The 23,213-nt window shown below is 73.1% G+C and carries 26 protein-coding genes, 1 tRNA gene and 1 pseudogene; 20 read left to right on the top strand and 8 right to left on the bottom strand.

Going from position 1 to position 23,213, the window contains the following annotated elements; all coding sequences use genetic code 11:
• Nucleotides 1–51: 51 nt before the first annotated feature.
• The gene (gene pqqA / locus V8J39_RS04820; RefSeq protein WP_336459712.1) at nucleotides 52–150 is read right to left on the bottom strand and encodes a pyrroloquinoline quinone precursor peptide PqqA; all 99 of its coding nucleotides are present in this window, start codon (nucleotides 148–150) and stop codon (nucleotides 52–54) included.
• A gap of 343 nt (nucleotides 151–493) precedes the next feature.
• Between pqqA and V8J39_RS04815 the strand changes: the two genes are divergently transcribed.
• Nucleotides 494–667: a DUF1328 domain-containing protein gene (locus tag V8J39_RS04815; RefSeq protein WP_336459711.1), complete on the top strand. Its 174-nt coding sequence runs from the start codon at nucleotides 494–496 to the stop codon at nucleotides 665–667.
• A 136-nt stretch (nucleotides 668–803) separates the two neighbouring features.
• Here V8J39_RS04815 and V8J39_RS04810 read toward each other — a convergent pair whose 3' ends face one another.
• The gene (locus tag V8J39_RS04810) at nucleotides 804–1,406 is read right to left on the bottom strand and encodes a TerC family protein (protein ID WP_336459710.1); all 603 of its coding nucleotides are present in this window, start codon (nucleotides 1,404–1,406) and stop codon (nucleotides 804–806) included.
• 174 nt (nucleotides 1,407–1,580) lie between these two features.
• Between V8J39_RS04810 and V8J39_RS04805 the strand changes: the two genes are divergently transcribed.
• A complete protein-coding gene (locus tag V8J39_RS04805) occupies nucleotides 1,581–2,102 on the top strand; it encodes a cupin domain-containing protein (protein ID WP_336459709.1) in 522 nt (173 codons plus the stop codon).
• 111 nt (nucleotides 2,103–2,213) lie between these two features.
• Here V8J39_RS04805 and V8J39_RS04800 read toward each other — a convergent pair whose 3' ends face one another.
• Together V8J39_RS04800 and V8J39_RS04795 are read right to left on the bottom strand one after the other, a co-directional pair.
• Nucleotides 2,214–2,984: an enoyl-CoA hydratase/isomerase family protein gene (locus V8J39_RS04800; RefSeq protein ID WP_336459708.1), complete on the bottom strand. Its 771-nt coding sequence runs from the start codon at nucleotides 2,982–2,984 to the stop codon at nucleotides 2,214–2,216.
• A 197-nt stretch (nucleotides 2,985–3,181) separates the two neighbouring features.
• Nucleotides 3,182–5,194 (bottom strand): divergent polysaccharide deacetylase family protein, encoded by a 2,013-nt coding sequence (locus V8J39_RS04795; protein WP_336459707.1) that lies wholly within the window; start codon nucleotides 5,192–5,194, stop codon nucleotides 3,182–3,184.
• Nucleotides 5,195–5,397: 203 nt separating this feature from the next.
• Here V8J39_RS04795 and V8J39_RS04790 point away from each other — a divergent pair, with 203 nt between their 5' ends.
• Genes V8J39_RS04790 through V8J39_RS04780 form a run of 3 tightly spaced genes read left to right on the top strand, consistent with a single transcriptional unit; the run spans nucleotide 5,398 to nucleotide 7,656 of the window.
• Entirely contained in the window at nucleotides 5,398–5,979 is a 582-nt protein-coding gene (locus V8J39_RS04790) for an anthranilate synthase component II (protein ID WP_336459706.1), read from the top strand.
• The gene (gene trpD / locus V8J39_RS04785) at nucleotides 5,976–6,995 is read left to right on the top strand and encodes an anthranilate phosphoribosyltransferase (protein ID WP_336459705.1); all 1,020 of its coding nucleotides are present in this window, start codon (nucleotides 5,976–5,978) and stop codon (nucleotides 6,993–6,995) included. The genes V8J39_RS04790 and trpD overlap by 4 nt, the downstream gene beginning before the upstream one ends.
• A gap of 22 nt (nucleotides 6,996–7,017) precedes the next feature.
• On the top strand, nucleotides 7,018–7,656 hold the full coding sequence (locus tag V8J39_RS04780; protein ID WP_336459704.1) for a uracil-DNA glycosylase: 639 nt from the start codon (nucleotides 7,018–7,020) through the stop codon (nucleotides 7,654–7,656).
• Between the two features lie 157 nt (nucleotides 7,657–7,813).
• Here the strand turns inward: V8J39_RS04780 and V8J39_RS04775 are convergent, their stop codons facing one another.
• Entirely contained in the window at nucleotides 7,814–8,917 is a 1,104-nt protein-coding gene (locus V8J39_RS04775; RefSeq protein ID WP_336459703.1) for a PA0069 family radical SAM protein, read from the bottom strand.
• 168 nt (nucleotides 8,918–9,085) lie between these two features.
• On the opposite strand from V8J39_RS04775, the gene V8J39_RS04770 reads away from it, so the two are divergent.
• The 4 genes from V8J39_RS04770 (at nucleotide 9,086) to V8J39_RS04755 (ending at nucleotide 11,801) form a co-directional block, all read left to right on the top strand.
• On the top strand, nucleotides 9,086–9,787 hold the full coding sequence (locus tag V8J39_RS04770; RefSeq protein WP_336459702.1) for a corrinoid protein: 702 nt from the start codon (nucleotides 9,086–9,088) through the stop codon (nucleotides 9,785–9,787).
• A gap of 319 nt (nucleotides 9,788–10,106) precedes the next feature.
• On the top strand, nucleotides 10,107–10,259 hold the full coding sequence (locus V8J39_RS04765) for a hypothetical protein (protein WP_336459701.1): 153 nt from the start codon (nucleotides 10,107–10,109) through the stop codon (nucleotides 10,257–10,259).
• Nucleotides 10,256–11,005 (top strand): DUF1638 domain-containing protein, encoded by a 750-nt coding sequence (locus V8J39_RS04760; protein ID WP_336459700.1) that lies wholly within the window; start codon nucleotides 10,256–10,258, stop codon nucleotides 11,003–11,005. Before V8J39_RS04765 ends, V8J39_RS04760 begins: the two co-directional genes overlap by 4 nt.
• 64 nt (nucleotides 11,006–11,069) lie before the next feature.
• Entirely contained in the window at nucleotides 11,070–11,801 is a 732-nt protein-coding gene (locus V8J39_RS04755) for a DUF2726 domain-containing protein (RefSeq protein ID WP_336459699.1), read from the top strand.
• A 175-nt stretch (nucleotides 11,802–11,976) separates the two neighbouring features.
• Here the strand turns inward: V8J39_RS04755 and bmt are convergent, their stop codons facing one another.
• A complete protein-coding gene (gene bmt / locus V8J39_RS04750) occupies nucleotides 11,977–13,014 on the bottom strand; it encodes a betaine--homocysteine S-methyltransferase (RefSeq protein ID WP_442902548.1) in 1,038 nt (345 codons plus the stop codon).
• 329 nt (nucleotides 13,015–13,343) lie between these two features.
• Here bmt and V8J39_RS04745 point away from each other — a divergent pair, with 329 nt between their 5' ends.
• From V8J39_RS04745 to V8J39_RS04730, 4 genes are all read left to right on the top strand, one after another.
• Nucleotides 13,344–13,979 (top strand): DNA-3-methyladenine glycosylase family protein, encoded by a 636-nt coding sequence (locus V8J39_RS04745; protein ID WP_336459698.1) that lies wholly within the window; start codon nucleotides 13,344–13,346, stop codon nucleotides 13,977–13,979.
• Entirely contained in the window at nucleotides 13,976–14,638 is a 663-nt protein-coding gene (locus tag V8J39_RS04740; RefSeq protein ID WP_336459697.1) for an alpha/beta hydrolase, read from the top strand. Before V8J39_RS04745 ends, V8J39_RS04740 begins: the two co-directional genes overlap by 4 nt.
• A 63-nt stretch (nucleotides 14,639–14,701) precedes the next feature.
• On the top strand, nucleotides 14,702–14,857 hold the full coding sequence (locus tag V8J39_RS04735) for a hypothetical protein (protein ID WP_336459696.1): 156 nt from the start codon (nucleotides 14,702–14,704) through the stop codon (nucleotides 14,855–14,857).
• Nucleotides 14,858–15,530: 673 nt separating this feature from the next.
• Nucleotides 15,531–16,097 (top strand): HNH endonuclease, encoded by a 567-nt coding sequence (locus tag V8J39_RS04730; protein WP_336459695.1) that lies wholly within the window; start codon nucleotides 15,531–15,533, stop codon nucleotides 16,095–16,097.
• Between the two features lie 64 nt (nucleotides 16,098–16,161).
• Here the strand turns inward: V8J39_RS04730 and V8J39_RS04725 are convergent, their stop codons facing one another.
• Nucleotides 16,162–17,277, bottom strand: a complete 1,116-nt coding sequence (locus V8J39_RS04725) for a THUMP domain-containing class I SAM-dependent RNA methyltransferase (protein WP_336459694.1) — start codon at nucleotides 17,275–17,277, stop codon at nucleotides 16,162–16,164.
• A gap of 172 nt (nucleotides 17,278–17,449) precedes the next feature.
• On the opposite strand from V8J39_RS04725, the gene V8J39_RS04720 reads away from it, so the two are divergent.
• Entirely contained in the window at nucleotides 17,450–17,692 is a 243-nt protein-coding gene (locus tag V8J39_RS04720) for a hypothetical protein (RefSeq protein ID WP_336459693.1), read from the top strand.
• A gap of 242 nt (nucleotides 17,693–17,934) precedes the next feature.
• Here the strand turns inward: V8J39_RS04720 and V8J39_RS04715 are convergent.
• Nucleotides 17,935–18,024: transfer RNA gene (locus tag V8J39_RS04715), tRNA-Ser, on the bottom strand.
• Between the two features lie 198 nt (nucleotides 18,025–18,222).
• Between V8J39_RS04715 and V8J39_RS04710 the strand changes: the two genes are divergently transcribed.
• The 6 genes and pseudogenes from V8J39_RS04710 to proB all read left to right on the top strand — a co-directional run bounded on the left by V8J39_RS04710 (nucleotide 18,223) and on the right by proB (nucleotide 23,210).
• On the top strand, nucleotides 18,223–19,116 hold the full coding sequence (locus tag V8J39_RS04710) for a hypothetical protein (RefSeq protein WP_336459692.1): 894 nt from the start codon (nucleotides 18,223–18,225) through the stop codon (nucleotides 19,114–19,116).
• Nucleotides 19,117–19,354: 238 nt separating this feature from the next.
• A pseudogene (rplU, locus tag V8J39_RS04705) lies at nucleotides 19,355–19,705 on the top strand (50S ribosomal protein L21); the annotation flags it as partial.
• A 33-nt stretch (nucleotides 19,706–19,738) separates the two neighbouring features.
• A complete protein-coding gene (rpmA, locus tag V8J39_RS04700) occupies nucleotides 19,739–20,008 on the top strand; it encodes a 50S ribosomal protein L27 (RefSeq protein WP_336459691.1) in 270 nt (89 codons plus the stop codon).
• Between the two features lie 275 nt (nucleotides 20,009–20,283).
• Nucleotides 20,284–20,829 carry a GNAT family N-acetyltransferase gene (locus tag V8J39_RS04695; protein WP_336459690.1) on the top strand — a complete coding sequence of 182 codons (546 nt, stop codon included), beginning with the start codon at nucleotides 20,284–20,286 and terminating at the stop codon, nucleotides 20,827–20,829.
• Nucleotides 20,830–21,048: 219 nt separating this feature from the next.
• A complete protein-coding gene (gene obgE / locus V8J39_RS04690) occupies nucleotides 21,049–22,089 on the top strand; it encodes a GTPase ObgE (RefSeq protein WP_336459689.1) in 1,041 nt (346 codons plus the stop codon).
• Nucleotides 22,086–23,210 (top strand): glutamate 5-kinase, encoded by a 1,125-nt coding sequence (proB, locus tag V8J39_RS04685; RefSeq protein ID WP_336460201.1) that lies wholly within the window; start codon nucleotides 22,086–22,088, stop codon nucleotides 23,208–23,210. The genes obgE and proB overlap by 4 nt, the downstream gene beginning before the upstream one ends.
• The last annotated feature ends 3 nt before the right edge of the window (nucleotides 23,211–23,213 follow it).

The following is a 23,213-nucleotide window of genomic DNA, read 5'->3' as shown; positions in this document are numbered from 1 at the left end:
TGAACTGTCCGGTGAGCGTCCCCGGCACTCAGGCGGGCCGGGTCGGCGCGATCAGATCAGCGGGCGGGCGCCTTCATCCTCGGCGGGGCCGTACATGTTGATTTCCATGCCGCACTGGATTTCGCGGGCTTTGGGTTTGCTCCAGGCCATTTTCTCGGACTCCTTTTTGAACCGAATGTCCAAGGTATGGGCGTCCGGCGGATCGCAGGCAATGAGACCTATGGATGAGTTGTCCGCCGGGTCCCGGCCGTCGGGGTGCGGGCAGGGAAGGTGGATTTCCGTGCGATGACAGTTGGTTGGATCGCGATCCTCGCCCGCGTCCGGGGGCGATTCGACACCGGCGCGATCGTGCCCGCGCGCGCACGGGGGAGCGTTGCGTGAATTGCAACCCGTCGTGCGGTGGTCGTGGAACTTCCGTGGCCGGAGCGACGTTTGGGGTTCGAGCGGCCGGCAGAGCCTCTGCCGCGCCATCCCTAATCAAGGAGTTTCCGATATGCTCGGCTGGGCTCTCACCTTCCTCGTCATCGCTCTGATCGCCGGTCTTCTCGGCTTCGGCGGCATCGCCGGCGCTTCGGTCGGCATCGCCAAGATCCTGTTCTTCGTCTTCATCGTGCTGTTCATCGTCGCGATGATCGCCCGCGCCGTCCGCGGCCAGCCGCCGGTCTGACCGCGGCACAGGCGATCCGCAAGGGCGCCTTGCAGGACGTTTTCCGAGTGAGCGAAAGCCGTGGGGTGGGCCAGACCCCGCGGCTTTTGCTTTGGTGTTCAGATCCGTGCAGCCGCGGCCCCCGGCGCGGGCCGCGTCAGAACATGCCCATCCGGTGCGCGATCTCGGGCACGTCGGAATAGCCGTCCCAGATCATCTTCAGCGCGACGTAGAGGATGATCGCCAGCCCGAGATAGGCGATCCACTTGTGGCGCGAGAGCAGCCCCGCGATCCAGTTCGCCGCCAGCGCCATCAGCGCCACCGACAGCGCCAGGCCGAAGATCAGCGCCGTCACGTGCTCTTGCGCCGCGCCGGCGACCGCCAGCACGTTGTCGAGCGACATCGACAGGTCGGCGATGATCACCTGGAAGATCGCCTGTCCCAGCGTCTTGGCCTTGCCGGTGGCCCCGGCCGCGTCCTCGTCGCCCTCGTGCAACTCGCGCCACAGCTTCCAGCAGACCCACAGCAGCAAGAGGCCGCCGGCGAAGGTCAGCCCGGTGATCTCGAGCATCCGCGTCGCGAGGAAGGCCAGCGCGATGCGCAGCACCGCCGCGAAGCCGATGCCGATCAGGATCGCGCGGCGCCGCTCGGCCGCCGGCAGCGCCGCCGTGGCCATGCCGATCACCACCGCGTTGTCGCCCGCCAGTGCCACGTCGATCAGCACGACGGTCAGGAAGGCTGCGAGTTCGCCCTCGGCCATTCTCGTTCTCCGGTTGGTTCGGGGAGGGGGCGCGCGGGGAATGGCGCGCCGTCCTTCGGGGAGTGTGTCGGGGGGTGTTGAACGCCCCCGCGAGGGAATGTGCAACCCCGGGGGCTGGTTCCGCCGGCGGCGGGGGCCTAGGCTCGGGTCGGGACGACCCCGAGGAGGAGACCGATGCCGCACGACCAGTCCGATGACGCGGGCCAGCCCCACGACCATGCCCATGATGCCGGGGCACCGCGCTGGAAATACGACGGGGTCCAGGTGATTCCCGGCGACAAGCTGGATGACAACACCGCGCAGACGCCGGGCATGTACCGCCAGGCCGCGATCAATGCCGCGCGCACGGGGGCGCAGAAGATCTGGGCCGGCACCGTCGCCATCGCGCCCGATGCCAAGACCGGCGTGCATCACCACGGCGCGCTCGAGAGCGTGATCTACGTCGTCTCGGGCCGGGCGCGGATGCGCTGGGGCGAGCGGCTGGAATTCGTGGCCGAGGCCGGGCCCGGCGATTTCATCTTCGTGCCGCCCTACGTGCCGCACCAGGAGATCAACGCCGACCCGGGCGAGGAGCTGCGCTGCGTGCTGGTGCGGTCCGACAACGAGGCGGTGGTGGTGAACCTGCCCGACATCGCCCCGGTCGAGCCGCCCGAGGCGGTGGCCTGGATCGACCCGATCCATCGCCCCAAGGGCTGACGCCCGGCCGGTTGCGGCGCGCGTGATCACGGCGCTTCGGGCCGGGGCGCCCGTGGCACCCGTCGCGGCGGGCGGATGGCGTGATCACGAAGGCGCGGTCGGGGGGCGGGATCAGTCGAAGACCGGCGGGCGCTTCTCGGCGAAGGCGGCGAGGCCCTCGCGGTAGTCGTCGGAGCCCAGCACGTCGCGGATCGCCGCGCCCTCGATCTCCAGCCCCTCGGCCAGCGGCCGGTCGAGCCCGCGCCAGACCGTGTCCTTCAGCCGCGCGGCCGAGCGTCGCGAGCGGGTGGCGATCGTCTGGGCGACCTGCAGCACCCGCGCCTCGAGCGCGTCGGCCGCGACCGCCGCGTTCACGAGGCCCCAGTCCGCGGCGGTCTCGGCCGTGATCGGCTCGCCGGTATACATCATCTCGAGCGCGCGGGCGCTGCCGATCAGCCGCGGCAGCCGCTGGGTGCCGCCGGCGCCGGGGATGCCGCCAAGCCGCGCCTCGGTCAGCCCGAGGCTGGCGCCGGCCGCGGCATAGCGCAGGTCGCAGGCCAGCGCGATCTCGCAGCCGCCGCCCAGCGCAATGCCGTTGATCGCGGCGATCGTGGGCATCGGCAGGGCCGCGATCTCGTTCGCCAGCGCGTTGATGGCGCGGTTGTGGGCGAATTTCTCGTCCGCGGTCATGGTGGCGCGTTCCTTCAGGTCGGCCCCGGCGCAAAAGCCGGGGTCGCCGGCGGCGAGGATCAGCACCTGCGCGCGCGTCGCGCCAAGCCCGGCGATCGCGGCGCGCAGCTCGGCCACCAGCGCGCGGCTGAGGGCATTGTAGGCGCGCGGGCGCTGCAGCCGCAGGCGGCAGATCCGCTCGCTCGGCCATTCCCGGGACAGCTGGTCGGTCATGCGCATCCTCGCATCGGTCGGTTGGCGGCGGCCCGCTGCGGCCCCGGGGGCGGGACCGGTCGGGCGCCGGCCGGGCGCGGTCAGGGCGCCGGGCGGGCCCGCACAAGGGTCGCGTCCCGGGGCGGCCTGTCAATCGCCGGGCCCGCGGGACGTCGGGTCGCGCCCGATGCCGTGGGGGGGGACCGGATGCGGCGGGGTCAGTCGAGCTGCTGCTGCAGCTGCTGCGACACCGGGACCAGCGTCAGCCCGCGGCGCTGGCCCACCGCCCAGTCGAGCAGCGCCGCGATCGTCGCCGGCCGGGCGGCGCCGGCCACGATGATGCCGGGGCTGCGCGTCGCCTCGAAGGCGGCGCGGTCGAGATAGCGCGCGATCACCGGCGCCTCTTCGCCCGCGGCATCCAGCCGGCGGTAGATCCGCAGCTCGGGCACGTCGTCGGTCTCGGCGATCTGGGCGAGCGGGTTCATCCCGGTGTCCCAGCTGAGCAGGCCATAGCCGCCCGAGGCCGCGAGCGTCACCAGCTGGCGCGCGAGCGGGCGGTCGTTCTGCAGCCGCGCCGCCGGACCGTCGAGCACCGCGATCGCCTCGGGCACCTCGTAGAGGAACGCCTGCCAGGCGGTCTCGAGATCGGCGGGCGTGGCACCGTCGGGCACCGAACCCGCGAGGATCGCGACCTCGAGCCCGGCGGCGCGGTAGGCCTCGGCCGCGGCGGCGGCGCCGGGGGCGGCGGGATCGACGGCGACGGTGACCGGGAACGGCAGGTCGGCCAGCAGCCGCGGATCGGGGCGGCTTTGCGCGCCCTCGTCCATCAGCAGCACCGACATCTCGGGGCCGCTGGCCGGCGCGCTGGCGGCGGCATTGCGCCGCAGCGCGAGCGGCGAGCCCGCGGCACCGTCGTCGGCGCCGGTGCCGGTGCCGGTGCCGGTGCCGTCTGGGGCGGTGGCCGTGGTCGCGGGGGCGCCGGACAGGCCAAGGCGCGGGGCAGGGGCAAAGCCCGGCTGCGGCCCGCTGGAGCCCAGCCCCGGGACCGGGCGGAACCCGGTGCCGGGTTCGGGCAGCACGCCCGGGACGCCCGCCGGCGCCGGTCGGGGCGCCTCGGCCAAGTCGTCGCCGGAGGGCGTGGGCAGGGGGGCAGAGGGCGGCGGCTCGGTCGGCAGGGTCGCGGTAGCGGCGGGGGCATCGGCCGCGGGGGCGTTGGCCGGAGCGGGGGGCGCTTCGAGCGGCGCTTCGGGCACGGCAAGCGCCGGGCGGTCGCCCGGGGCCGCCGCGGGAGGGGCCAGCGCCGGCGGCGGGGCCGTCGGCAGTGCCATCGGGCCGGGCGGCAGCCCGGCCGCGGGCGGCGCCGGATCGAGCACGGCGATGCGGCTGGTGTCGGCGGGCGCCTCGGGCACGGACGGGGCGATGTCGGGGGCGGGCAGGGCCGCGCCCGGATCGGGCGAGGCGTCGCGGGGGGCCGCCTCGAGCGCCGCGGGGTCGGCGGGCGCGGGCTGGCCGGCATCGGCCGCGGGCGAGACCGGGGCGCGATCCTCGCCCGCCCGGGCGAAGTCAGAGGCGCCGGGCACCTCGACGGCGGCATCGGCCGGGGGGGCGGCGCCGGGGGCCGCCCCGGGCGTGCTGTCGGTGGCGCTGTCGGTGGGGCTGTCGGTGGCCGTGTCCGGTTCGGGCGCGACCTTCGGCGGGGCCTCGGCGGGCATCGCGGTCGTCCCGCTCGTCCCGGGCGCCGGCGGCACGCCATCGGCGAGAAGCGGCGGCGCCAGAGGGGCGGTCTCGGGGTCGGCCGGGGCCTCGGCCACCGGGGTCTGGCCGGGCGCGGGTTCGGGTGCCACTTCGGCGGGCGGCACGGCATCGGCACGGTCCGTCGGCGCGGTGCCAGTGCCAGCGCCAGCGCCGGCCACTTCTCCGGTCTCGGTCCCGCCGGTCGCCGTCTCTGTGCCCGCCGTTTCGCCCGCCTCTTCGGCAGTCTTTTCGGCAGCCTCCCCGGCCCCCGTCGCGGTCTCGGGCGCCACCCCGTCCGGGGTGCCGGTCGCAAGCTCGGTCGCAGGCGGGGTCTCGGGCCGGGAACCGGGCTGCGCACCGGGCTGCGCACCGGTCAGGGCGCCGGGCAGGGCGAGGCGGGGCTGCTCGGGCACCGGCGCGCTCAGCGAGGCGATGGCAAGCAGCGCCACGCCCGCCAGAAGGCCGCTCACGCCACCCCAGATCACGCCCTTGCCCATGCTCTGCCCCCGTCCGCCGCCTGCCATCCGCCATGCGCGCCCTGCCTTGACCCCGGGGGCGCTTCGGGCGCATCTATACCCCGGTCCGTGGCAGGGGTCATCCCTCGTTCGCGGTCCACCACATGTTCCGGCCAGGCGCCCCGGCGCAGGGCGCCCGTCCATCGGCAGCCAGTCTGCCCGTGCCAAGTGCAGGAAGATCCGCGATGCTGCTGCTGATCGACAATTATGACAGCTTTACCTACAACCTCGTCCATTATTTCGGCGAGCTCGGCGCGGATGTCGTGGTCCGGCGCAACGATGCGCTGGACGTGCAGGCGGCGATGGCGATGAACCCCGCGGCGATCGTGCTGTCGCCCGGGCCCTGCGACCCGGCGCAGGCCGGGATCTGCCTGGCGCTGACCGCCGCCGCGGCCGAGACGCGGACCCCGCTTCTGGGCGTGTGCCTGGGCCACCAGACCATCGGGCAGGCCTTCGGTGGCAAGGTCGTGCGCGCGGGCGAGATCGTGCACGGCAAGATGGGCAGCATGCACCACGCGGGCAAGGGCGTCTTCGCAGGCCTGCCCTCGCCGTTCCAGGCCACCCGCTACCACTCGCTGATCGTCGAGCGCGAGAGCCTGCCCGACTGCCTCGAGGTCACTGCCTGGCTCGAGGACGGGATGATCATGGGGCTGCGCCACCGCGAGCTGCCGATCGAGGGCGTGCAGTTCCACCCCGAGAGCATCGCGTCCGAGCATGGCCACCAGATGCTGCGCACCTTCCTCGACGGCGCGAAGGTGGCGGCATGAGCGACCGGCTGAAACCGCTGATCGGCGTGGCCGCGACCCGGCCGCTGACCCCCGAGGAAGCCCGCTCGGCCTTCGAGGCGCTGTTTGCCGGCGAAGCGACGCCGGCGCAGATCGGCGGCTTCCTGATGGCGCTGCGCACCCGAGGCGAGACGGTGGGCGAGATCGCCGCCGCCTCGGCCGTCATGCGCTCGAAATGCCTGCCCGTGCGCGCGCCCGAGGGCGCGATCGACATCGTCGGCACCGGCGGCGACGGCAAGGGCACGCTCAACATCTCGACCGCGACCGCCTTCGTGGTGGCGGGGGCGGGGGTGCCGGTGGCCAAGCACGGCAACCGCAACCTGTCGTCGAAGTCGGGCGCGGCCGATGCGCTGGGCGCGATGGGCATCGACGTGATGGTCGGCCCCGAGCGGGTCGAGCAGGCGTTGGCCGAGGCCGGGATCGGCTTCATGATGGCGCCGATGCACCACCCCTCGATGCGCCATGTCGGCGGGCCGCGGGTGGAACTCGGCACGCGCACGATCTTCAACCTGCTCGGGCCGCTGACCAACCCGGCCGGCGTGCGCCGCCAGCTGACCGGCGCCTTCTCGAAGGACTGGATCCGGCCGATGGCCGAGGTGCTGGGCCAGCTCGGCTCGGACGCGGCCTGGCTCGTGCATGGCGGCGACGGCACCGACGAGCTGGCGATCTCGGCCGAAAGCTGGGTCGCGGAGCTGTCGGGCGGCCAGATCCGCGAGTTCACGGTGCATCCCGAGGAGGCGGGCCTGCCGGTCCATGCCTTCGAGGAGATCGTCGGCGGCGATCCGGCCCATAACGCGGCCGCGTTCCGGCGGCTGCTGGAAGGCGAGACCGGCGGCTACCGCGACGCGGTGCTGCTGAATTCCGCGGCCGCGCTGAAGGTTGCCGGGGTGGTGGCGGATCTGCGCGAGGGCGCGGTGAGGGCGGCCGAGTCGATCGACAGCGGCGCGGCGAAGTCCAAGGTCGCGGCGCTGGCGCGGCTCTGCCCGGTCGCGGCCTGAACGAGTGGCTTCGCCGGAGGGCTTGGGCGACTGGGGCGCGCTGCCGTTCTTCGCGCGCGACTGGCCGGCGCTGTCGGCGCGGCTTCGGGGTGCGCCGGGCGTGGTGCTGCCCCCCGCCGACCGGCGCTTTGCCGCGCTGGCGCTGACCCCGCCGCAAGAGGTGCGCGCGGTGATCCTGGGGCAGGACCCCTATCCGACGCCGGGCCATGCCAACGGGCTTGCCTTCTCGGTCGCGCCGGGGGTGGCGCTGCCGCGCTCGCTTGCCAACATCTACAGGGAGATGGAGGCCGATCTCGGCGCGCGGCCGCGCGACGGCGACCTCACGCACTGGGCCCGGCAGGGAGTGCTTTTGCTCAACACCGCGCTGTCGGTGCCGGCGGGCGGCGCCGGGGGCCATGCCCGCTGGGGCTGGGACCGGCTGGTGGCCGAGGTGCTGGCCGACGCCGCGGCGCGCCGGCCGCTTGCCCTGGTCCTGTGGGGCGCGCATGCGCAGAAGGTGGCGGCCAGCGTGACCGGCGCGCAGCACCTGCGCATCGAGACCGCGCATCCCTCGCCGCTCTCGGCCCGGCGCGGCTTCTTCGGCTCGCGCCCCTTCTCCCGCGTCAACGACTGGCTTGCCGCCCGGGGCGAGGCGCCGATCGACTGGGTCGCAAGCGCCTGACGCGCCCCGCCCGCGCCGCCGCCTCCCGGCCCGGTCCGCCCGGCCTCTCCCGCCCGGTCCCTCCCGCCCCTCGACTTTGCCCAAATATCCCCGCCGGAGGCTTCCGCCCCCGCCGCCCGCGCGACCGTCGGGCAAGGGACCCGCCGCGGGCCCGGCCTCAGAACAGGCTCAGCTGGTCGCCGGGCTTCGGCGGCACCCGGAACTGGCCGCAGTCGAGCGCGCGGCGCTCCTTCTCCAGCCCCAGCCGCTTCGCCGCGACCCGCATCCGCAGGTGCAGCATCTGCGCCTCGGGGCCCTCGCCGGTCATCCGGCTGGCAAAGCGGGGATCGTTGGCGCGCCCGCCGCGCATCGCGCGCAGCCGGCTCATCACGTGGTCGGCCTTGCCGGGATAGTGCCGGCGCAGCCATTCGACGAACAGCGGCGCCACCTCGTGCGGCAGGCGCAGCAGGATCCAGCTCGCCGCCGTCGCCCCCGCCTCGGCCGCGGCGGCAAGGATCGCCTCGCCCTCTGCATCGGTCAGCACCGGGATGATCGGCGAGGCCATCACCCGCACCGGCACGCCCGCGCCCGCCAGCGTCCGGATCGCGGCGATCCGCCGCTGCGGCGAGGGGGCGCGCGGCTCCAGCCTGCGGCACAGGTCGGGGTCGAGCGTCGTGACCGAGATCCCCACGTGCACCAGCCCCGCCGCCGCCATCGGCGCCAGCAGGTCGAGGTCGCGCTCGACCATGGCGCCCTTGGTCACGATCGTCACCGGGTGGCGGAAGTCCCACAGCACCTGCAGGATGCCGCGCATGATCCGGTGGCGCGCCTCGATCGGCTGGTAGGGGTCGGTGTTGGTCCCCAGCGCGATCGGCGCCGGGCGGTAGCCCTTGCGCGACAGCTCCTTGGCCAGCACCTCGGGCGCCGCCGGCCGCGCCACCAGCCTGGTCTCGAAATCCACCCCCGGCGACAGGCCGAGGTAGGCATGCGAGGGCCGGGCGAAGCAGTAGATGCAGCCATGCTCGCAGCCCCGGTAGGGATTGACCGAGCGGTCGAAGGGCACGTCGGGGCTGTCGTTGCGGGTCAGGACCGAGCGGGGGCGCTCGAAGCTGACCTCGGTCCGGGCAAGCCGCGCCTCCTCGGGGATGTCCCAGCCGTCCCAGTCGACCTCGCGCACGTAGGGATCGAAGCGCGACACCGGGTTCTCGCCCGCCCCCCGCGCCTTCAGGCGCAGGGCCGGGTCGGCCGGGGGCAGGGGGCGAGTCGGATGCGGCATGGTCATGGCCGGACGCTAGAACATATGTGGAACATCGGGAAGCCCCCGTCCGGGGTCCCGCGCGCCGGCGCGCACCGCCAAGTCGCTTCGCGCCCTGCCGGTGTCGCAATCCGCCAATGTCGCCGCGCGTGCCGCCCGTAGTCTGGCGGGGAGGCTTTCCCTGGAGGCGGGATCATGGCGGACGAGGAAGAGATCATCCTGTCGGAGCTCGACGACGACGAGCTGGTGCAGCAGATGCACGACGATCTCTACGACGGCCTGAAGGACGAGATCGAGGAGGGGGTGCACATCCTGCTCGGCCGCGGCTGGGCGCCCTACGACGTGCTGACCCGCGCGCTGGTCGCCGGCATGACCATCGTCGGCGCCGATTTCCGCGACGGCATCCTGTTCGTGCCCGAGGTTCTGCTGGCCGCGAACGCGATGAAGGGCGGGATGGCGATCCTGAAGCCGCTTCTGGCCGAGACCGGCGCGCCCCGCGTCGGCAAGATGGTGATCGGCACCGTCAAGGGCGACATCCACGACATCGGCAAGAACCTTGTCGCGATGATGATGGAGGGCGCCGGCTTCGAGGTGGTCGACCTCGGGATCAACAACGCCGTCGACAAGTACCTCGAGGCGCTGAGGACCGAGGAGGCCGACATCCTGGGGATGTCGGCGCTGCTGACCACGACGATGCCCTACATGAAGGTGGTCATCGACACGATGGTCGAGCAGGGGATCCGCGACGACTACATCGTGCTCGTCGGCGGCGCGCCGCTGAACGAGGAATTCGGCCGCGCGATCGGGGCCGACGCCTATTGCCGCGACGCGGCGGTGGCGGTCGAGACCGCCAAGACCTGGATCGCGCGCAAGCACAACCGGATGGCGGCGGGCTGAGGCCCATCACCGGCGTGCCCCCGGCCCGTCGCGCCAGATCCTCGGCCCCGGACCCTCGGCCCCCGATCCTTGGACGTTCGTCCGTGACGCCCGTCCTCGGCCATCAGCCCTTGCCCGGTCGCCCTTGACCGGGCCGGGGCGCGGCCCCAGATCGCGGGGGCGCGCGCCCTGACCGGCAGGGGGCGCGACAGGTCACGGGTCGGGATTTCGGGCGCGCCTCTGCCGGGGCCCGACTGCCGTGGACCGACCGCCGGTGCCAGGCTGTGGGCGCTGCCCCCGAAGACGGCACAGCCCGAAGACGGCAGAGAAGGAGACCGCGATGCCGCCAGACCAGGCCTTGCTGATGTTCGGCGGCGCGCTGATCGCGGCCGCCGCCACCGTGGCGCTGATCTGGGCCACCGGCACGCCGGTCGCGGCGCTGGCGCCGGTGACGCTGGCGGCGGCGCTGGCGCTGAGGCTCGGGCGGAAATGACCGCGCCTCCGGTGGTGTCCCCCACGGTTCTGCCCCCCGCTGTCCTGTCCGAAGACGGGATCCTGCCGGCGGACAACCTTCCGCCCGGGGACGAGGTCCTGCCCGGGGACGGGGTCCTGCCTGAAGACGAGATCCTGACAAGGGCCGGTCTGGCGCCCGCGGGGCGGGGCCGGGTGCTGCTGATCGCCTGCGGCGCGCTCGCGCGCGAGATCCTGGCGCTGAAGGCCGCGAACGGCTGGGACCATCTCGACCTGACCTGCCTGCCCGCGAACCTGCATCTCTGGCCCGACCGGATCACCCCGGCGGTGCGCGCGGCGGTGGCGCAGCACCGCGCCGCCTATGACCGCGTCTTCGTGGTCTATGCCGATTGCGGCACCGGCGGTCTGTTGCAGGCCGCCTGCGCCGAGATGGGGGTCGAGATGGTGGCGGGCCCGCATTGCTACGCCTTCTTCGACGGCAACGACGCCTTCGCGGCGCGGGCCGAGGAGGAGATCGGCGCCTTCTACCTCACCGATTTCCTCGTGCGCCAGTTCGACGCCTTCGTCTGGCGGCCGATGGGCCTCGACCGTCACCCGCAGCTGCGCGACATGTACTTCGCCCATTACGACCGGCTGGTCTTTCTTGCCCAGACCGAGGACCCGGCGCTGGCGGCGCGGGCCGAGGCGGCGGCGGCGCGGCTGGGCCTGCGCTACGAGCGGCGCTTCACCGGCTACGGCGACCTCGCCGCCGCGCTCGCCGGGGCCTGAGCGCCCGAATTTGGCCTGAATCGCCCGGCAGTCTGGTCGCCAGACCCTGTGCCGGAGAGACAGGATGTTCCAGAGCGATCCCCACTTCCAGACCCCGGCGACGCTGCCCGCGGGCCAGGATCTCGACCCGGTGCTGGCCTGGATCGGGCTGTTGCTTGTCGGCGCGCTGGTCGCGGTCCTGCGCGTCGCACTCCGCCGACTGGCGCACCGGTCCACCCCGCGCGGCCGCCGCACGGGGGCCGGAGCGGGGGCCAGAGCAGGGATGGGCACAGCGGTCGTGCAGGCATCGCGGCTCTGGCGGCTGCGGCAGGCGCCCGGTGCGCCGCCCGACCTGGCCCATGACCATCTCGACGCCGTCGCCCGGTCGGGCTTCGAGCGCCGCCGCCTGCTCAATCGCGCCGAGGCGCGGCTTCTGCCGGTGATCGAGGCCGAGGTGGCGGCGCTCGGGCGCGGGCACCGGGTGATGGCCCAGGTCTCGCTGGGCGAGATCCTGCGGCCGTCGGAGAGCGAGGGCACCGCCGACAGCCGCCGCGCGGCCTTCAACGCGATCAATGCCAAGCGCCTGGATTTCGCGGTGTTCGACGGGGGCGGCTGGCTGCTGCTGGCCATCGAGTACCAGGGCCACGGCCATTACCACGAAACGAGCTTTCTGCGCGACGCGGTCAAGCGCGAGGCGCTGCGCAAGGCGGGGGTGCCGTTCCTCGAACTGCCGGCCGAGATCACGCCGGACGGGCTGCGTGCACTGTTGCACCGGCACCTGCCGCGCCCGCCCGAGCCGCGGCGCGCCGCCGGCTGATTCCGCCGCGACCCGGCCCGGTCCCGTCTTGCGCGGTCCGGTCCGGTCCGGTCAGGTCCAATCGGGCCCCGTCAGCTCCGGTCAGGTCCGACCCCGGCGGGCATGGCCGGGCGCGCAGCGTCACGCCGCGCGCGCGCGTGCCAGCGCCCCGCCGCGCCCCGCCGCTCCCCCGGCCTCAGCCGCGCCGGCGCCCGCGCCGCTCGCGGCCGGGCTCTTCGGGCCCGGTGCCGTCGGCGGCCGAGGAGAAGCCCCCCAGCCGGGCCGCGATCTCGTCCAGCGTCGGGCGCGGGCCTGCCGGCACCTCCTCCAGCGCCCGGCGCATCGCGCGCAGGTGCTCGGGCATGGTGCCGCAGCAGCCGCCGATGATCCGCGCCCCCGCATCGCGCGCGAGCACCGCGTAGTCGCCCATCAGCGCGGGCGTGCCGTCGTAATGGATGTGGCCGTCGTGATAGCGCGGAATGCCCGCGTTGCCCTTGGCCACGATCGGCCGCTCGGTCCCGGCGGCGACGAAGCCCAGCACGGTGCGCATCAGGTCCGAGGCGCCGACGCCGCAATTGGCGCCGAAGGCCAGCGGCGGCAGCGGCAGCGTCTCGACCAGGGCCGCCAGCTGGGCCGAGGTCACGCCCATCATCGTGCGCCCCGCGGTGTCGAAGCTCATCGTGCCGACCCAGGGCAGGCCCGACAGCCGCGCGGCCTCGGCGGCGGCGGCATATTCCTCGGGCGCCGAGATCGTCTCGACCCACAGCACGTCGGCGCCGCCGGCCTTCAGCCCCTCGGCCTGCTCGTGGAACATCTCGACCGCGGCGGCGGGCGTCAGCGTGCCCATCGGCTCCATGATCTCGCCCGTCGGCCCGATCGAGCCCGCGACGACGATCTCGCGCCCGGCGGCATCGGCGATCTCGCGCCCCAGCGCCGCGGCGGCGCGGTTCAGCTCGAACACCCGGCCCTGCGCGCCGTGCAGCTTCAGCCGGCTCGCGTTGCCGCCGAAGCTGTTGGTCAGGAACAGGTCCGACCCGGCCTCGACCGCGCCGCGATACAGCGCGCGGATGTCGTCGGGCCGATCGATGTTCCACAGCTCGGGCGCCTCGCCCGCCGCGAGGCCCATGTTGAACAGGTTGGTGCCCGTCGCGCCGTCGGCCAGGATCCAGTCCCGCGCCGCCAGCATCCGCGACAGCCGGTTGTCGGTCAGGGGTGAAGCGGGCGTGCTGGTCATCTCGGGCCTCCGTTCGGGCGTTCCGGTCCCGCCGCCCGCGCCCCTCCGGCGCGGCGACGGCCTGCGCCCGAGCCATGCCACGCAGCGCNCCCCCCCCCCCCCCCCCCCCCCCCCCCCCCCCCCCCCCCCCCCCCCCCCCCCCCCCCCCCCCCCCCCCCCCCCCCCCCCCCCCCCCCCCCCCCCCCCCCCCCCCCCCCCCCCCCCCCCCCCCCCCCCCCCCCCCCCCCCCCCCCCCCCCCCCCCCCCCCCCCCCCCCCCCCCCCCCCCCCCCCCCCCCCCCCCCCCCCCCCCCCGTCCGCCCCCCTTGCTCCTTCCGAAAAGCCGCCGCCATGCCCGACCGCCCCGCCGCCCGCCGCATCCTCGGGCCCGCCTGCCTCGCCGAGGGCGCGGCCTGGCTTGCCGCGCGCGAGCCGCGCTTTGCCCCCGCGCTGGCCGCGCCGCTGCCGCTGCGGCTCGCACCCGCGGGCTTCGCAAGCCTCGTCGGCGTCGTCGCGGGCCAGCAGGTCTCGACCGCCTCGGCCGCGGCGATCGTGGCGCGGCTGGCGGCGGCGGGGCTGACCGACCCCGACCGCGCCGCCGCCGCGACCGAGGAGGAGCTGCGCGCCTGCGGCCTGTCGCGGCCGAAGATCCGCACCGTGATGGCGCTGGCCGCGGCGCGGCTCGACTACGGCGCGCTGGCGGCGATGCCGGTCGAGGCGGCGGTCGCGCGGCTGGTGGCGCTGCCCGGGATCGGGCGCTGGACCGCCGAGGTCTACGCGCTGTCCAGCCTCGGGCAGGCCGATGCCTTCCCCGCGGGCGACCTCGCCCTGCAAGAGGCGGCGCGGCGGCTGTTCGGCCTCGACGCGCGCCCGGGCGAGCGCGCGCTGCGGGCGATGGCGGCGGGCTGGTCGCCCTGGGGCTCGGTTGCGGCGCGGGCGCTGTGGGTCTACTACCGCATGGACACCGGACGCGAGGGGATCTCATGACGCGCAGCCTCGACTACAAGATCAAGCCGGCGCAGTCCGGGACCGCGACCTCGCTGGTCGTGTTCCTGCACGGCTACGGCGCCGATGCGGCCGACCTGCTGGGCCTGGCCGATCCGCTGGCGCCGCACCTGCCGAACACCGCCTTCCTGTCGGTCGAGGCCCCCGATCCCTGCGCCGGCAATCCCTTCGGCCGGCAGTGGTTCCCGATCCCGCGCTTCGACGGCTCGACCGAGGAGGCGGCGCGCGCGGCGATGCTGGCCTCGGCCGCCGATGTCGACGCCTTCCTCGACGCGCGGCTGGCCGAGTTCGGGCTGCCGGCCTCGGCGCTCGCGCTCGTCGGCTTCTCGCAGGGGACGATGATGTCGCTGCAGGTGGCGCCGCGCCGGGCCGCGCCGCTGGCCTGCGTCGTCGGCTTCTCGGGCCGGCTGGTGGCGCCCGAGGCGCTGAAGGACGAGATCCGTGTGCGCGCACCGATTCTGCTGCTGCACGGTGATGCCGACGATGTCGTCCCCTTCGCCTCGATGGAGGCGGCGGCGAACGCGCTTTCGGCGGCGGGGAACGAGGTCTTTGCCCATGTGATGCGCGGCACTGGCCACGGAATTGCGCCAGATGGGCTTTCCTCGGCACTTTATTTCCTGCGCCAGAACCTTCCCGCGTGAATCCCCTTGATAGGGGCGTGCGCGCCGCTATCTTCGAAGGGTAGCAGTCAAGGAGAGGTCGCTATGCCCCACACCGTGAACGCCGCCCTGATGACCGTCGCGATCCTCGTGGTCGCACAGGTGGCCGCGCATGTGGTGAAGGCGCTGCGCCCGACCCCCGAGCTGAAGCCGATCCCGGTCGAAGCCGACCGCCGCCGCCGCGGCCAGCCGCGCCGCTGAGGACACCGCGCGCGGGGCCCGGTCCCGCCGCGAGAGGCAGGCCGATGCCACCCCAATTCCAAGCGCCCGGTGCCATTGGCACCGGGCGTTTTTCGTTGTGGCCCGGTTTTTGTCCCGCCGCCGGATCGCGGCCGCGGCCCGCGGGTGGCCCCTGCCGTGCCTTCGCCGAACCCTCACCCCGCCGTCACCCGGCTGTCACCATCGCGCGATAGCAAGTCTGCGGGCAGAGCCGCGAGATCGCGGGGCTTGTCAGTCTCGCGACGCCAGATATAGTTGACGTAAGGTCGGGGTGCTTGCCCGCCCCGCCCACGGACCGCGAAGACCGTCCGCCCGGCACCCTTGGTGCCCGCCGGATGAAGGCAGGGACGATGATGACGATGCGTGATCACAGGGAAGACACCGCACCGATGCCTTGGGGCCGCGCGCCGCGCGCCCGGGAAATCGCTGCGCGACAGGCGGGCCTCGGCGACAGCCGCGGCGGCCGGATGCCGGCCGCGAGGGCGCCCGAAAGCTTGGGCGGCCGTTCCATCGCAGGACCGAACCCGAAGCGCGTGGCCGTCACGCGCTTCGTTCTTTTCAGGGGCACTGTTCCCGAGACGCCGGTTCTCGAGCGCCCGGTTCTCGAGACGGCGCCTCGGGCAGCGGGTCGGTGGCCGGCGCAGGGGGGGATGCGATGAACGCCCCGGTCTCGAACCTGCGCACGCTGGTGCTGAATGCCGACATGCAGCCCCTGAGCTGGGCGCCGCTCTCGGTCTGGAGCTGGCAGCAGGCCTTCGTCGCCGTGCTGCAGGACCGCGTGGTGCAGCTCAAGGCCTATGACGACGTGATGGTGCACTCCGCCTCGCGGCCCTTCGAGGTGCCGGCGGTGGTTGCGCTGAAACGCTATCGGCGCCGGCGCAAGGTCTCGTTCACCCGCTACCATGTCTTCCTGCGCGACGAATTCACCTGCCAGTACTGCGGCAACCGCTTCGCCGCCCGCGACCTGACCTTCGATCACGTGATCCCGCGGTCGCGCGCCGGGTCGTCGCGCTGGGACAACATCGTCACCGCCTGCGGCCCCGACAACCTGCGCAAGGGCAACAAGACCCCGCGCGAGGCCGGGATGAAGCTGATGCGCGAGCCGTTCGAGCCGACGCCGCGCCAGCTTGACGCCGCGGCGCGGCGGCTGCCCTGGGCCAAGGGCGACCTGCACCAGACCTGGATGGACTTCCTGTACTGGGGCAGCGAACTCGACGACTAGGCCCGGCGCCGCCGCACCGGGCCCGGGATGAGGGCAGGGTCTGGGGCAGGGATCGGGCCCGGGATCAGGGCAGCGGCGCGGTGCGGTGCATCACCACCTTCAGCCCGCCATGCGCGACCGGCGGCAGTGCCGGCAGGAACGGCAGCCCGCTCGCCTTCGCCAGCCCCGCATCCGAGGTGATGATGCCGACGCGCCAGCCCGAGAACCGCTCGGCCAAGACCTGGCCCATCGCGCCATAGAGCCCGAACAGCAGCTTGCGGTTGCCGATCCGCGCGCCGTAGGGCGGGTTCACGATCACGATCCCCGGCGGCCCCTCGGGCCGTTCGAGCGCGCTGACCGGCGCCTGCACGAAGCGGGTGCAGCCCTCGACGCACGCCCGCGCGGCATTGGCGCTGGCCGCGCGGATCGCGCCCGCGTCGCGGTCCGACCCGCGGAACAGAAGGTCGGTCGCGCGCCCGGGCGCCTGCGCCTTCAGCGCCGCGAAGGCCGCGGCGTCGAAGCCGGGGAAGCTTTCGAAGGCGAAGCCGCGGTCCCGCCCGGGCAACAGCCCCAGCGCGATCTCGGCCGCCTCGATCGCGAAGGTGCCCGAGCCGCACATCGGGTCGATCACCGGCTCGGTCCCGTCGAAGCCCATCTGGCGCAGGAACATCGCCGCCATCGTCTCGCGCATCGGCGCGCGGCCGACCTCGGGCTTCATGCCGCGCTTGTGCAGCGGCTCGCCCGAGGTATCGAGGCTGATCGTGCACAGGTCGTCCTCGATCCGCACCCGCACCGACAGCGCCGCCTCGGCGCTGACCGGCGCGCCGAGCGCCTCGGACACCGCCTTGGCCACCCGCTGCGCCGCCGCCTTGTCGTGGTAGATCTTCGAGGCCCGGCAGCTCGCCTCGACCTTCACCGGCTGGCCCTTGGGCAGGAAGTCGGCCCAGGGGAATTTCGACGCCCGCTTGTCCAACTGCGCAAGGTGCAGCGCCCGGAAGCTGCCGATCCGCGCCAGCACCCGCGTCGCCCCGCGCAACGTCAGGTTCGCGCGCCAGACCTCGGGCCAGCCGCCGCGGGTGAGGACGCCGCCCTCGATCGTCGTGGGCGCGGGGAAGCCCGCCGCCGCGGCCTCTTCGGCCAGCGCGGTCTCCAGCCCCGGCGGGGTGATCAGCAGGATCTCGAAATCGGATGTCTCGGTCATCGCGCGGTCATAGCGGGAAGCGGCGCGGCCGGGAAGCGGGCTCTTGCAGGGCGAAAGCGGTCGGACCGTGGCGAATTTCCGCTCAAATTTGTGGCGCGGGCCGGTTTTTCAGGGAACTGTCAAGAGAACCGTGGGTTGTACGGCGGGATGAGAGGAACACGGGAGAGCAGGCATGCAAGGCTATGCTGGCGGGAATCGGGCGGTTGTCGACCTTGTGCCCGCGATTGCAACCACCTCCGACGCGCGCGCCCTTCTGGACCGCATCGACGCCCGCGGCCACGCGCTGGTCGAGGCCGCGCACGAGGCGATCTTCTGGTGCGATCTCGAGATGTGCTCGATCGAGCGTGTCCGTGCCTTGACGACCGAGGCATTTCTCAGCGTGGCCGGGGGTCGGCTGCACGCCCGCCGGCACTGACGCCCGGCCTGGCGTCCGCCGCAGACGGTTCGCGCAGGCTGATCTGGGACGATTGGTCAGGAACGCGGGCGCAGCGAAAGCGACGTTTACAGACTTTGCCGGATGCCGATCGCCGCGCCGGGGGCGCGAAACGCCTGTCCGTGCGCGAAAACGCTGCGGTGATGCCGGACAATCTGGAACCGGGGGGCTGGGCGCCGTCCGGTCGGATGCCTTGTTTCCAAGGGTCATCGCGACCGGAGTGATGGCGGAGAGACAGGGATTCGAACCCTGGGTCGGCTCACACCGACAACGGTTTTCGAGACCGCCGCATTCGACCACTCTGCCACCTCTCCGCGTCAGGGGTCGTCGTGGAGCGGGGATTTAGCGATGGTTCGCGCGGGCTGCAACCCGATTTTTCATCCACGGCGAAGATCCGTCGACCGGCCGGTCCGGGACCGGGCCGGCGGCGCATCCCGCAGCGTTTCTCACAAGGGGTTTCAGCGCCGTTCCGACCCATTGGCAACCGTCGCGGCGCGCACTAGCTTTCGATCATGAAGAACCTCTCCCTCCCGTTCACGCTCGTCCCCGTCGCCGCCGCGATTCTGCTGGGCCTGCCCGGCGCCGCCGTAGCGGAGGGGCCGCCGGCACCCGCCACCGCGACCTCCACCGCCTCGGTCACTGTGGCCGCCGACGAGGTCGCGCGGCTGGAGGCGCTGATCGCGGTGCCCGAGCTTCTGGACCTGACCCGCGAGGAGGGCGCCTCGTATGCCGAGGATGTCGAGGCCGAGCTGTTCCCGGGCAAGGGCGGCGCGAGCTGGATCGAGGAGGTGCGCGGGCTTTACGATCCGGCGCGCACCGGCCCGGTGTTCGACGCGGCCTTCCGCGACGTGCTCGCCGGGCGCGACACCGCGCCGATCGCCGCGTTCTTCGGCGAGGGAATCGGGGCGCGGGCGGTCCCGCTCGAGGTGTCGGCGCGGCGCGCGATGCTGGACGACGACGTCGAGGACGACGCTACGCTGAAGGCCGGCAACCTGATGGCCGCGCGCGACCCGCGCTTCCGCTCGCTCGGCGCCTTCATCGAGGCGGGCGACCTGGTCGAGGCGAACGTGATCGGCGCGATGAACGCCAACCTCGCGTTCTGGCGCGGGCTGTCGGACGGCGGCGCCTTCCCTGAGCCGATGGCCGAGGAGGACATGCTCGACAAGGTCACGGCGCAGGTCGAGGACATCCGCTCGGAAACCCGCGACTGGCTGTTCGCCTATTTCGCCCTTGCCTATGCGCCGCTGGGCGAGGGCGAGCTGGCCGGCTATACCGCCTTCACCGCCTCGGCGCCGGGGCAGGCGCTGAACGCGGCCGTCTTCGCCGGATTCGATGCCGTCTTCACCGACGTCTCCTATCGCATGGGCCTGGCCGCGGCGCAGCGGATCGCGGGGCAGGACCTCTAGTCCCGCCCGGGCCGCGCGCACCCCCGACGACTGCCGGGACACGGGCCACAGGCGGCTTGACATGGGCGCTTCGATCCCCGATAAGCCCGCATCCTTGGCGGACCCGCGCGGCCCGCCCGAGGGTTATTGCAATGACGCCCCATCCGGGGGCGCGCAGTCTGAAGGCGGCGGGGATGCCCGCCACGAACGCCCGGGGTGCCCGGGGGCCGCAGGACGCGGGAAACGAAAGGAACGACCCATGTTCGCGGTCCTCAAGACCGGTGGCAAGCAGTACAAGGTGCAGGCGGGCGACGTGCTCCGCGTCGAGCGCCTGAATGCTGCGGCCGGTGACAAGATCCAGTTCAACGACATCCTGATGGTCGGCGGCGACGCCCCGGTCTTCGGTCTGCCGATGGTCGCTGGCGCCGCCGTGCAGGCGGAAGTGATCGACGAGATCAAGGCCGACAAGGTCATCACCTTCCACAAGCGCCGCCGCAAGCACTCGTCGCAGCGCACCCGTGGCCACCGTCAGACCCTGACGCTGGTCCGGATCACCGACATCCTCGCCTCGGGCGCGGAAAAGTCGGGCGTGAAGGCCGCCGTCGGCGCCCGCACGAAACTCGAAGCGCAGGAGTAATCTCCCATGGCACACAAGAAAGCAGGCGGCTCGTCCCGCAACGGCCGCGACTCGGCTGGCCGTCGTCTCGGCGTGAAGCTCTACGGTGGCCAGGCGGCGATCCCGGGCAATATCATCGTGCGTCAGCGCGGCACCACCTGGTGGCCGGGCGAGGGCGTCGAGATGGGCCGTGATCACACCATCTTCGCCGTGACCGAAGGCAAGGTCGCCTTCAAGAAGGGCCTCAAGGGGCGCACCTTCATCTCGGTTCTCCCGGTGGCGGAGGCGGCCGAGTAAGCCGAACCTTCACAGGGTTGCTGTAAGAGGGGATCGGCCTGAGGGCCGGTCCCTTTTCGATTTCGGGCCGCCCGCGCCCGTCTCTGTCGGCGGGGCCGCGCTGAAACGATGCGGGCCGGCTGGCCGTGATCACTGCGGCTTCGGGATCACGTTCGGGCGAAAAACCCATGTTTTGCCGGGATTCGGGCCGAAATCCGCCCACCGGCACTGGATTGATAAGTGTGAACCCGCCACATCAGGGGTGGGAGACCGCGCGAGCGGGAAGGGAGACGATGATGATCCAGGACACCATCCTGCTGGCAGAGCAACCCGTGATCACGGCCGAGCGCTTCGTGCTGCGACCGCTGCGGAAGTCGGATGCCGGTCTCATCGCGCTGTACACCGCCGACCGCCGCGTGGCCGAGGGCACCCGCGCCATCCCGCACCCGCTGCCACCCGGCGCGACCGAGGCCTTCGTCACCCGCGCGATGTCGGCCGGCCGGGTCGAGGACGTCTGGGCCATGGACGGATCGGACGAGGGGCTGGCCGAGGTGCTGGGCCTGGTGTCGCTGACCCGGATGGAAAACGACCAGTCCGAGATCGGCTATTGGGTGGCGCCCGGGTTCTGGAACACGGGCTTCGCCTCGGAAGCGGTGGCGGCGCTGGTCGCGGCCAACCCGCACCGCGCGCGCACGCTGTTCGCCGAGGTGTTCCAGGACAACCCGGGCTCGGCCCGCGTGCTGACCAATTGCGGCTTCGACTATCTCGGCGATGCCGAGAGCTGGTCGGTGGCCCGCAACGCCCGCGTCCCGACCTGGACCTACCTGCGCAAGATGGTCTGAGCCGGTCCGCTGCTGCGGGCGGGCGAGGGGGCGCTGCCCCCGGCCCGTTCCGGGCCTCCCCCGGGATATTTCCGCAAAGTCGAAACCGCGGCCGCACGGCCGTCGCCCGAGCGCGAGGCTTGAGCCCCGACGCAAAAACCCCTATCGGCTCGCATGACAGCCCGATGCGCCCCGCCCGTCGCGGGGCGGGTCCGCCAGCCTTTCCGAAAGTGTCCCCTCATGAAGTTCCTCGATCTCTGCAAGGTCTACATCCGGTCCGGCGGTGGCGGGAACGGCTGCGTCAGCTTCCGGCGCGAGAAGTTCATCGAGTTCGGCGGGCCCGACGGCGGCGACGGCGGCAATGGCGGCTCGGTCTGGGCCGAGGCGGTCGAGGGGCTGAACACGCTGATCGATTTCCGCTACCAGCAGCATTTCTTCGCCAAGAACGGCACGCCTGGCATGGGCCGGCAGATGACCGGCGCCAATGGCGACGACATCGTGCTGAAGGTGCCGGTCGGCACCGAGATCATCGAGCCCGACAGCGACGAGGGCGACGAGGGCACGATCATCGCCGACCTGACCGAACCCGGCCAGCGCGTCCTGCTGGCGCGCGGCGGCAACGGCGGGTTCGGCAACCTGCATTTCAAGTCCTCGACCAACCGGGCGCCGTCGCGCGCGAACCCGGGCCAGCCCGGGATCGACCGCACGATCTGGCTGCGGCTGAAGCTGATCGCGGACGCGGGCCTTCTGGGGCTGCCGAACGCGGGCAAGTCGACCTTCCTGGCCGCCACGTCGAACGCGCGGCCGAAGATCGCGGATTACCCGTTCACCACGCTGGTGCCGAACCTGGGCGTCGTCGGCGTCGACGGGCGCGAATTCGTCATGGCCGACATCCCCGGCCTGATCGAGGGCGCGAGCGAGGGGCGGGGCCTTGGCGACCGGTTCCTTGGCCATGTCGAGCGCTGCGCGGTGCTGCTGCACCTGGTGGACGGCACTGCCGAGCACGTGGCCGAGGATTACCAGACCATCATCGACGAGCTCGAGGCCTATGACGAGGATCTCGCGGCCAAGACCCGGATCACCGCGCTGAACAAGATCGACGCCATCGCCCCCGAGGAGCTGGAGGAGAAGCGCGCCGCGCTGGAGAAGGCATCCGGCGGCAAGGTCTTCCTGATCTCGGCCGCGGCGCAGAAGGGCGTGCAGGACGTGCTGCGCGCGCTGATGGCCGAGATCGATGCCGACCGGATCACCCCCGTGGAGGCCGAGCCGTGGCAACCCTGACCGCGGCGGCGGCGACCCGCCCCGACATCCGGGCGGCGCGGCGGCTGGTCGTCAAGATCGGCTCGGCGCTGCTGGTCGATCGCGAGACCGGGCTGAAGACCGGCTGGCTGACCGCGCTGGCCGAGGACGTGGCGGCGGCGCGGGCGCGCGGGACCGACGTGATCCTCGTGTCCTCGGGGTCGATCGCGCTGGGGCGGATCCTGCTGAACCTGCCCTTCGCGGCGCTGCCTCTCGAGCAGAGCCAGGCCGCTGCCGCGGTCGGGCAGATCCGGCTGGCGCGCGCCTATGAAGAGGTGCTGACCCCGCACAACATCACCGCGGCCCAGGTGCTGATGACGCTGGAGGACACCACCGACCGGCGCCGCTACCTGAACGCCCGCGCGACGATGGAGACGCTGCTGGGCCTGGGCGTCGTGCCGATCGTCAACGAGAACGACACCGTCGCCACCGACGAGATCCGCTTTGGCGACAACGACCGGCTGGCGGCGCAGATCGCGGTGACCGTGGGGGCGGACCAGCTGGTGCTGCTGTCCGATGTCGACGGCTTCTATTCGGCCAACCCCAAGGAAGACCCGGCCGCCGTGCGCTTCGAGATCGTCGAGCACATCACGCCCGAGATCGAGGCGATGGCGGGCGACCCGGTGTCGGGCCTGTCGAAGGGTGGCATGAAGACCAAGCTTCTGGCCGCGCGCACCGCCGTGTCGGGCGGCTGCGCGATGGCGATCATGGAAGGCTCGGTCGCGCGGCCGCTGAGCGCGCTGACCGCGGGGGCGAACTGCACCTGGTTCCTGCCCGAGGGCGATCCGCAGGCCGCGCGCAAGCGCTGGATCGCGGCGATGAAGCCGCGCGGCGAGGTGCGCATCGATGCCGGCGCCGTCGAGGCGCTGAGCCACGGCAAGTCGCTGCTGCCGGCGGGCGTGGTGCGGATCACCGGCAGCTTCGGCCGCGGCGAGCCGGTGGCGGTGGTGGCGCCATCGGGCGAGGTTCTCGGCAAGGGGCTTTGCCGCTATACCTCGACCGAGGCGCGGGCCATCGCCGGCCACCGCTCGGGCGAGATCGAGGCGATCCTCGGCTATCCGGGCCGGGCGGCGCTGATCCACCGCGACGACATGGTGCTCTAGCGC

The sequence above is a fragment of the Frigidibacter sp. MR17.24 genome (assembly GCF_037095655.1).
GTDB lineage: Bacteria > Pseudomonadota > Alphaproteobacteria > Rhodobacterales > Rhodobacteraceae > Frigidibacter.
This window is presented reverse-complemented; position numbering and strand designations above follow the sequence as displayed.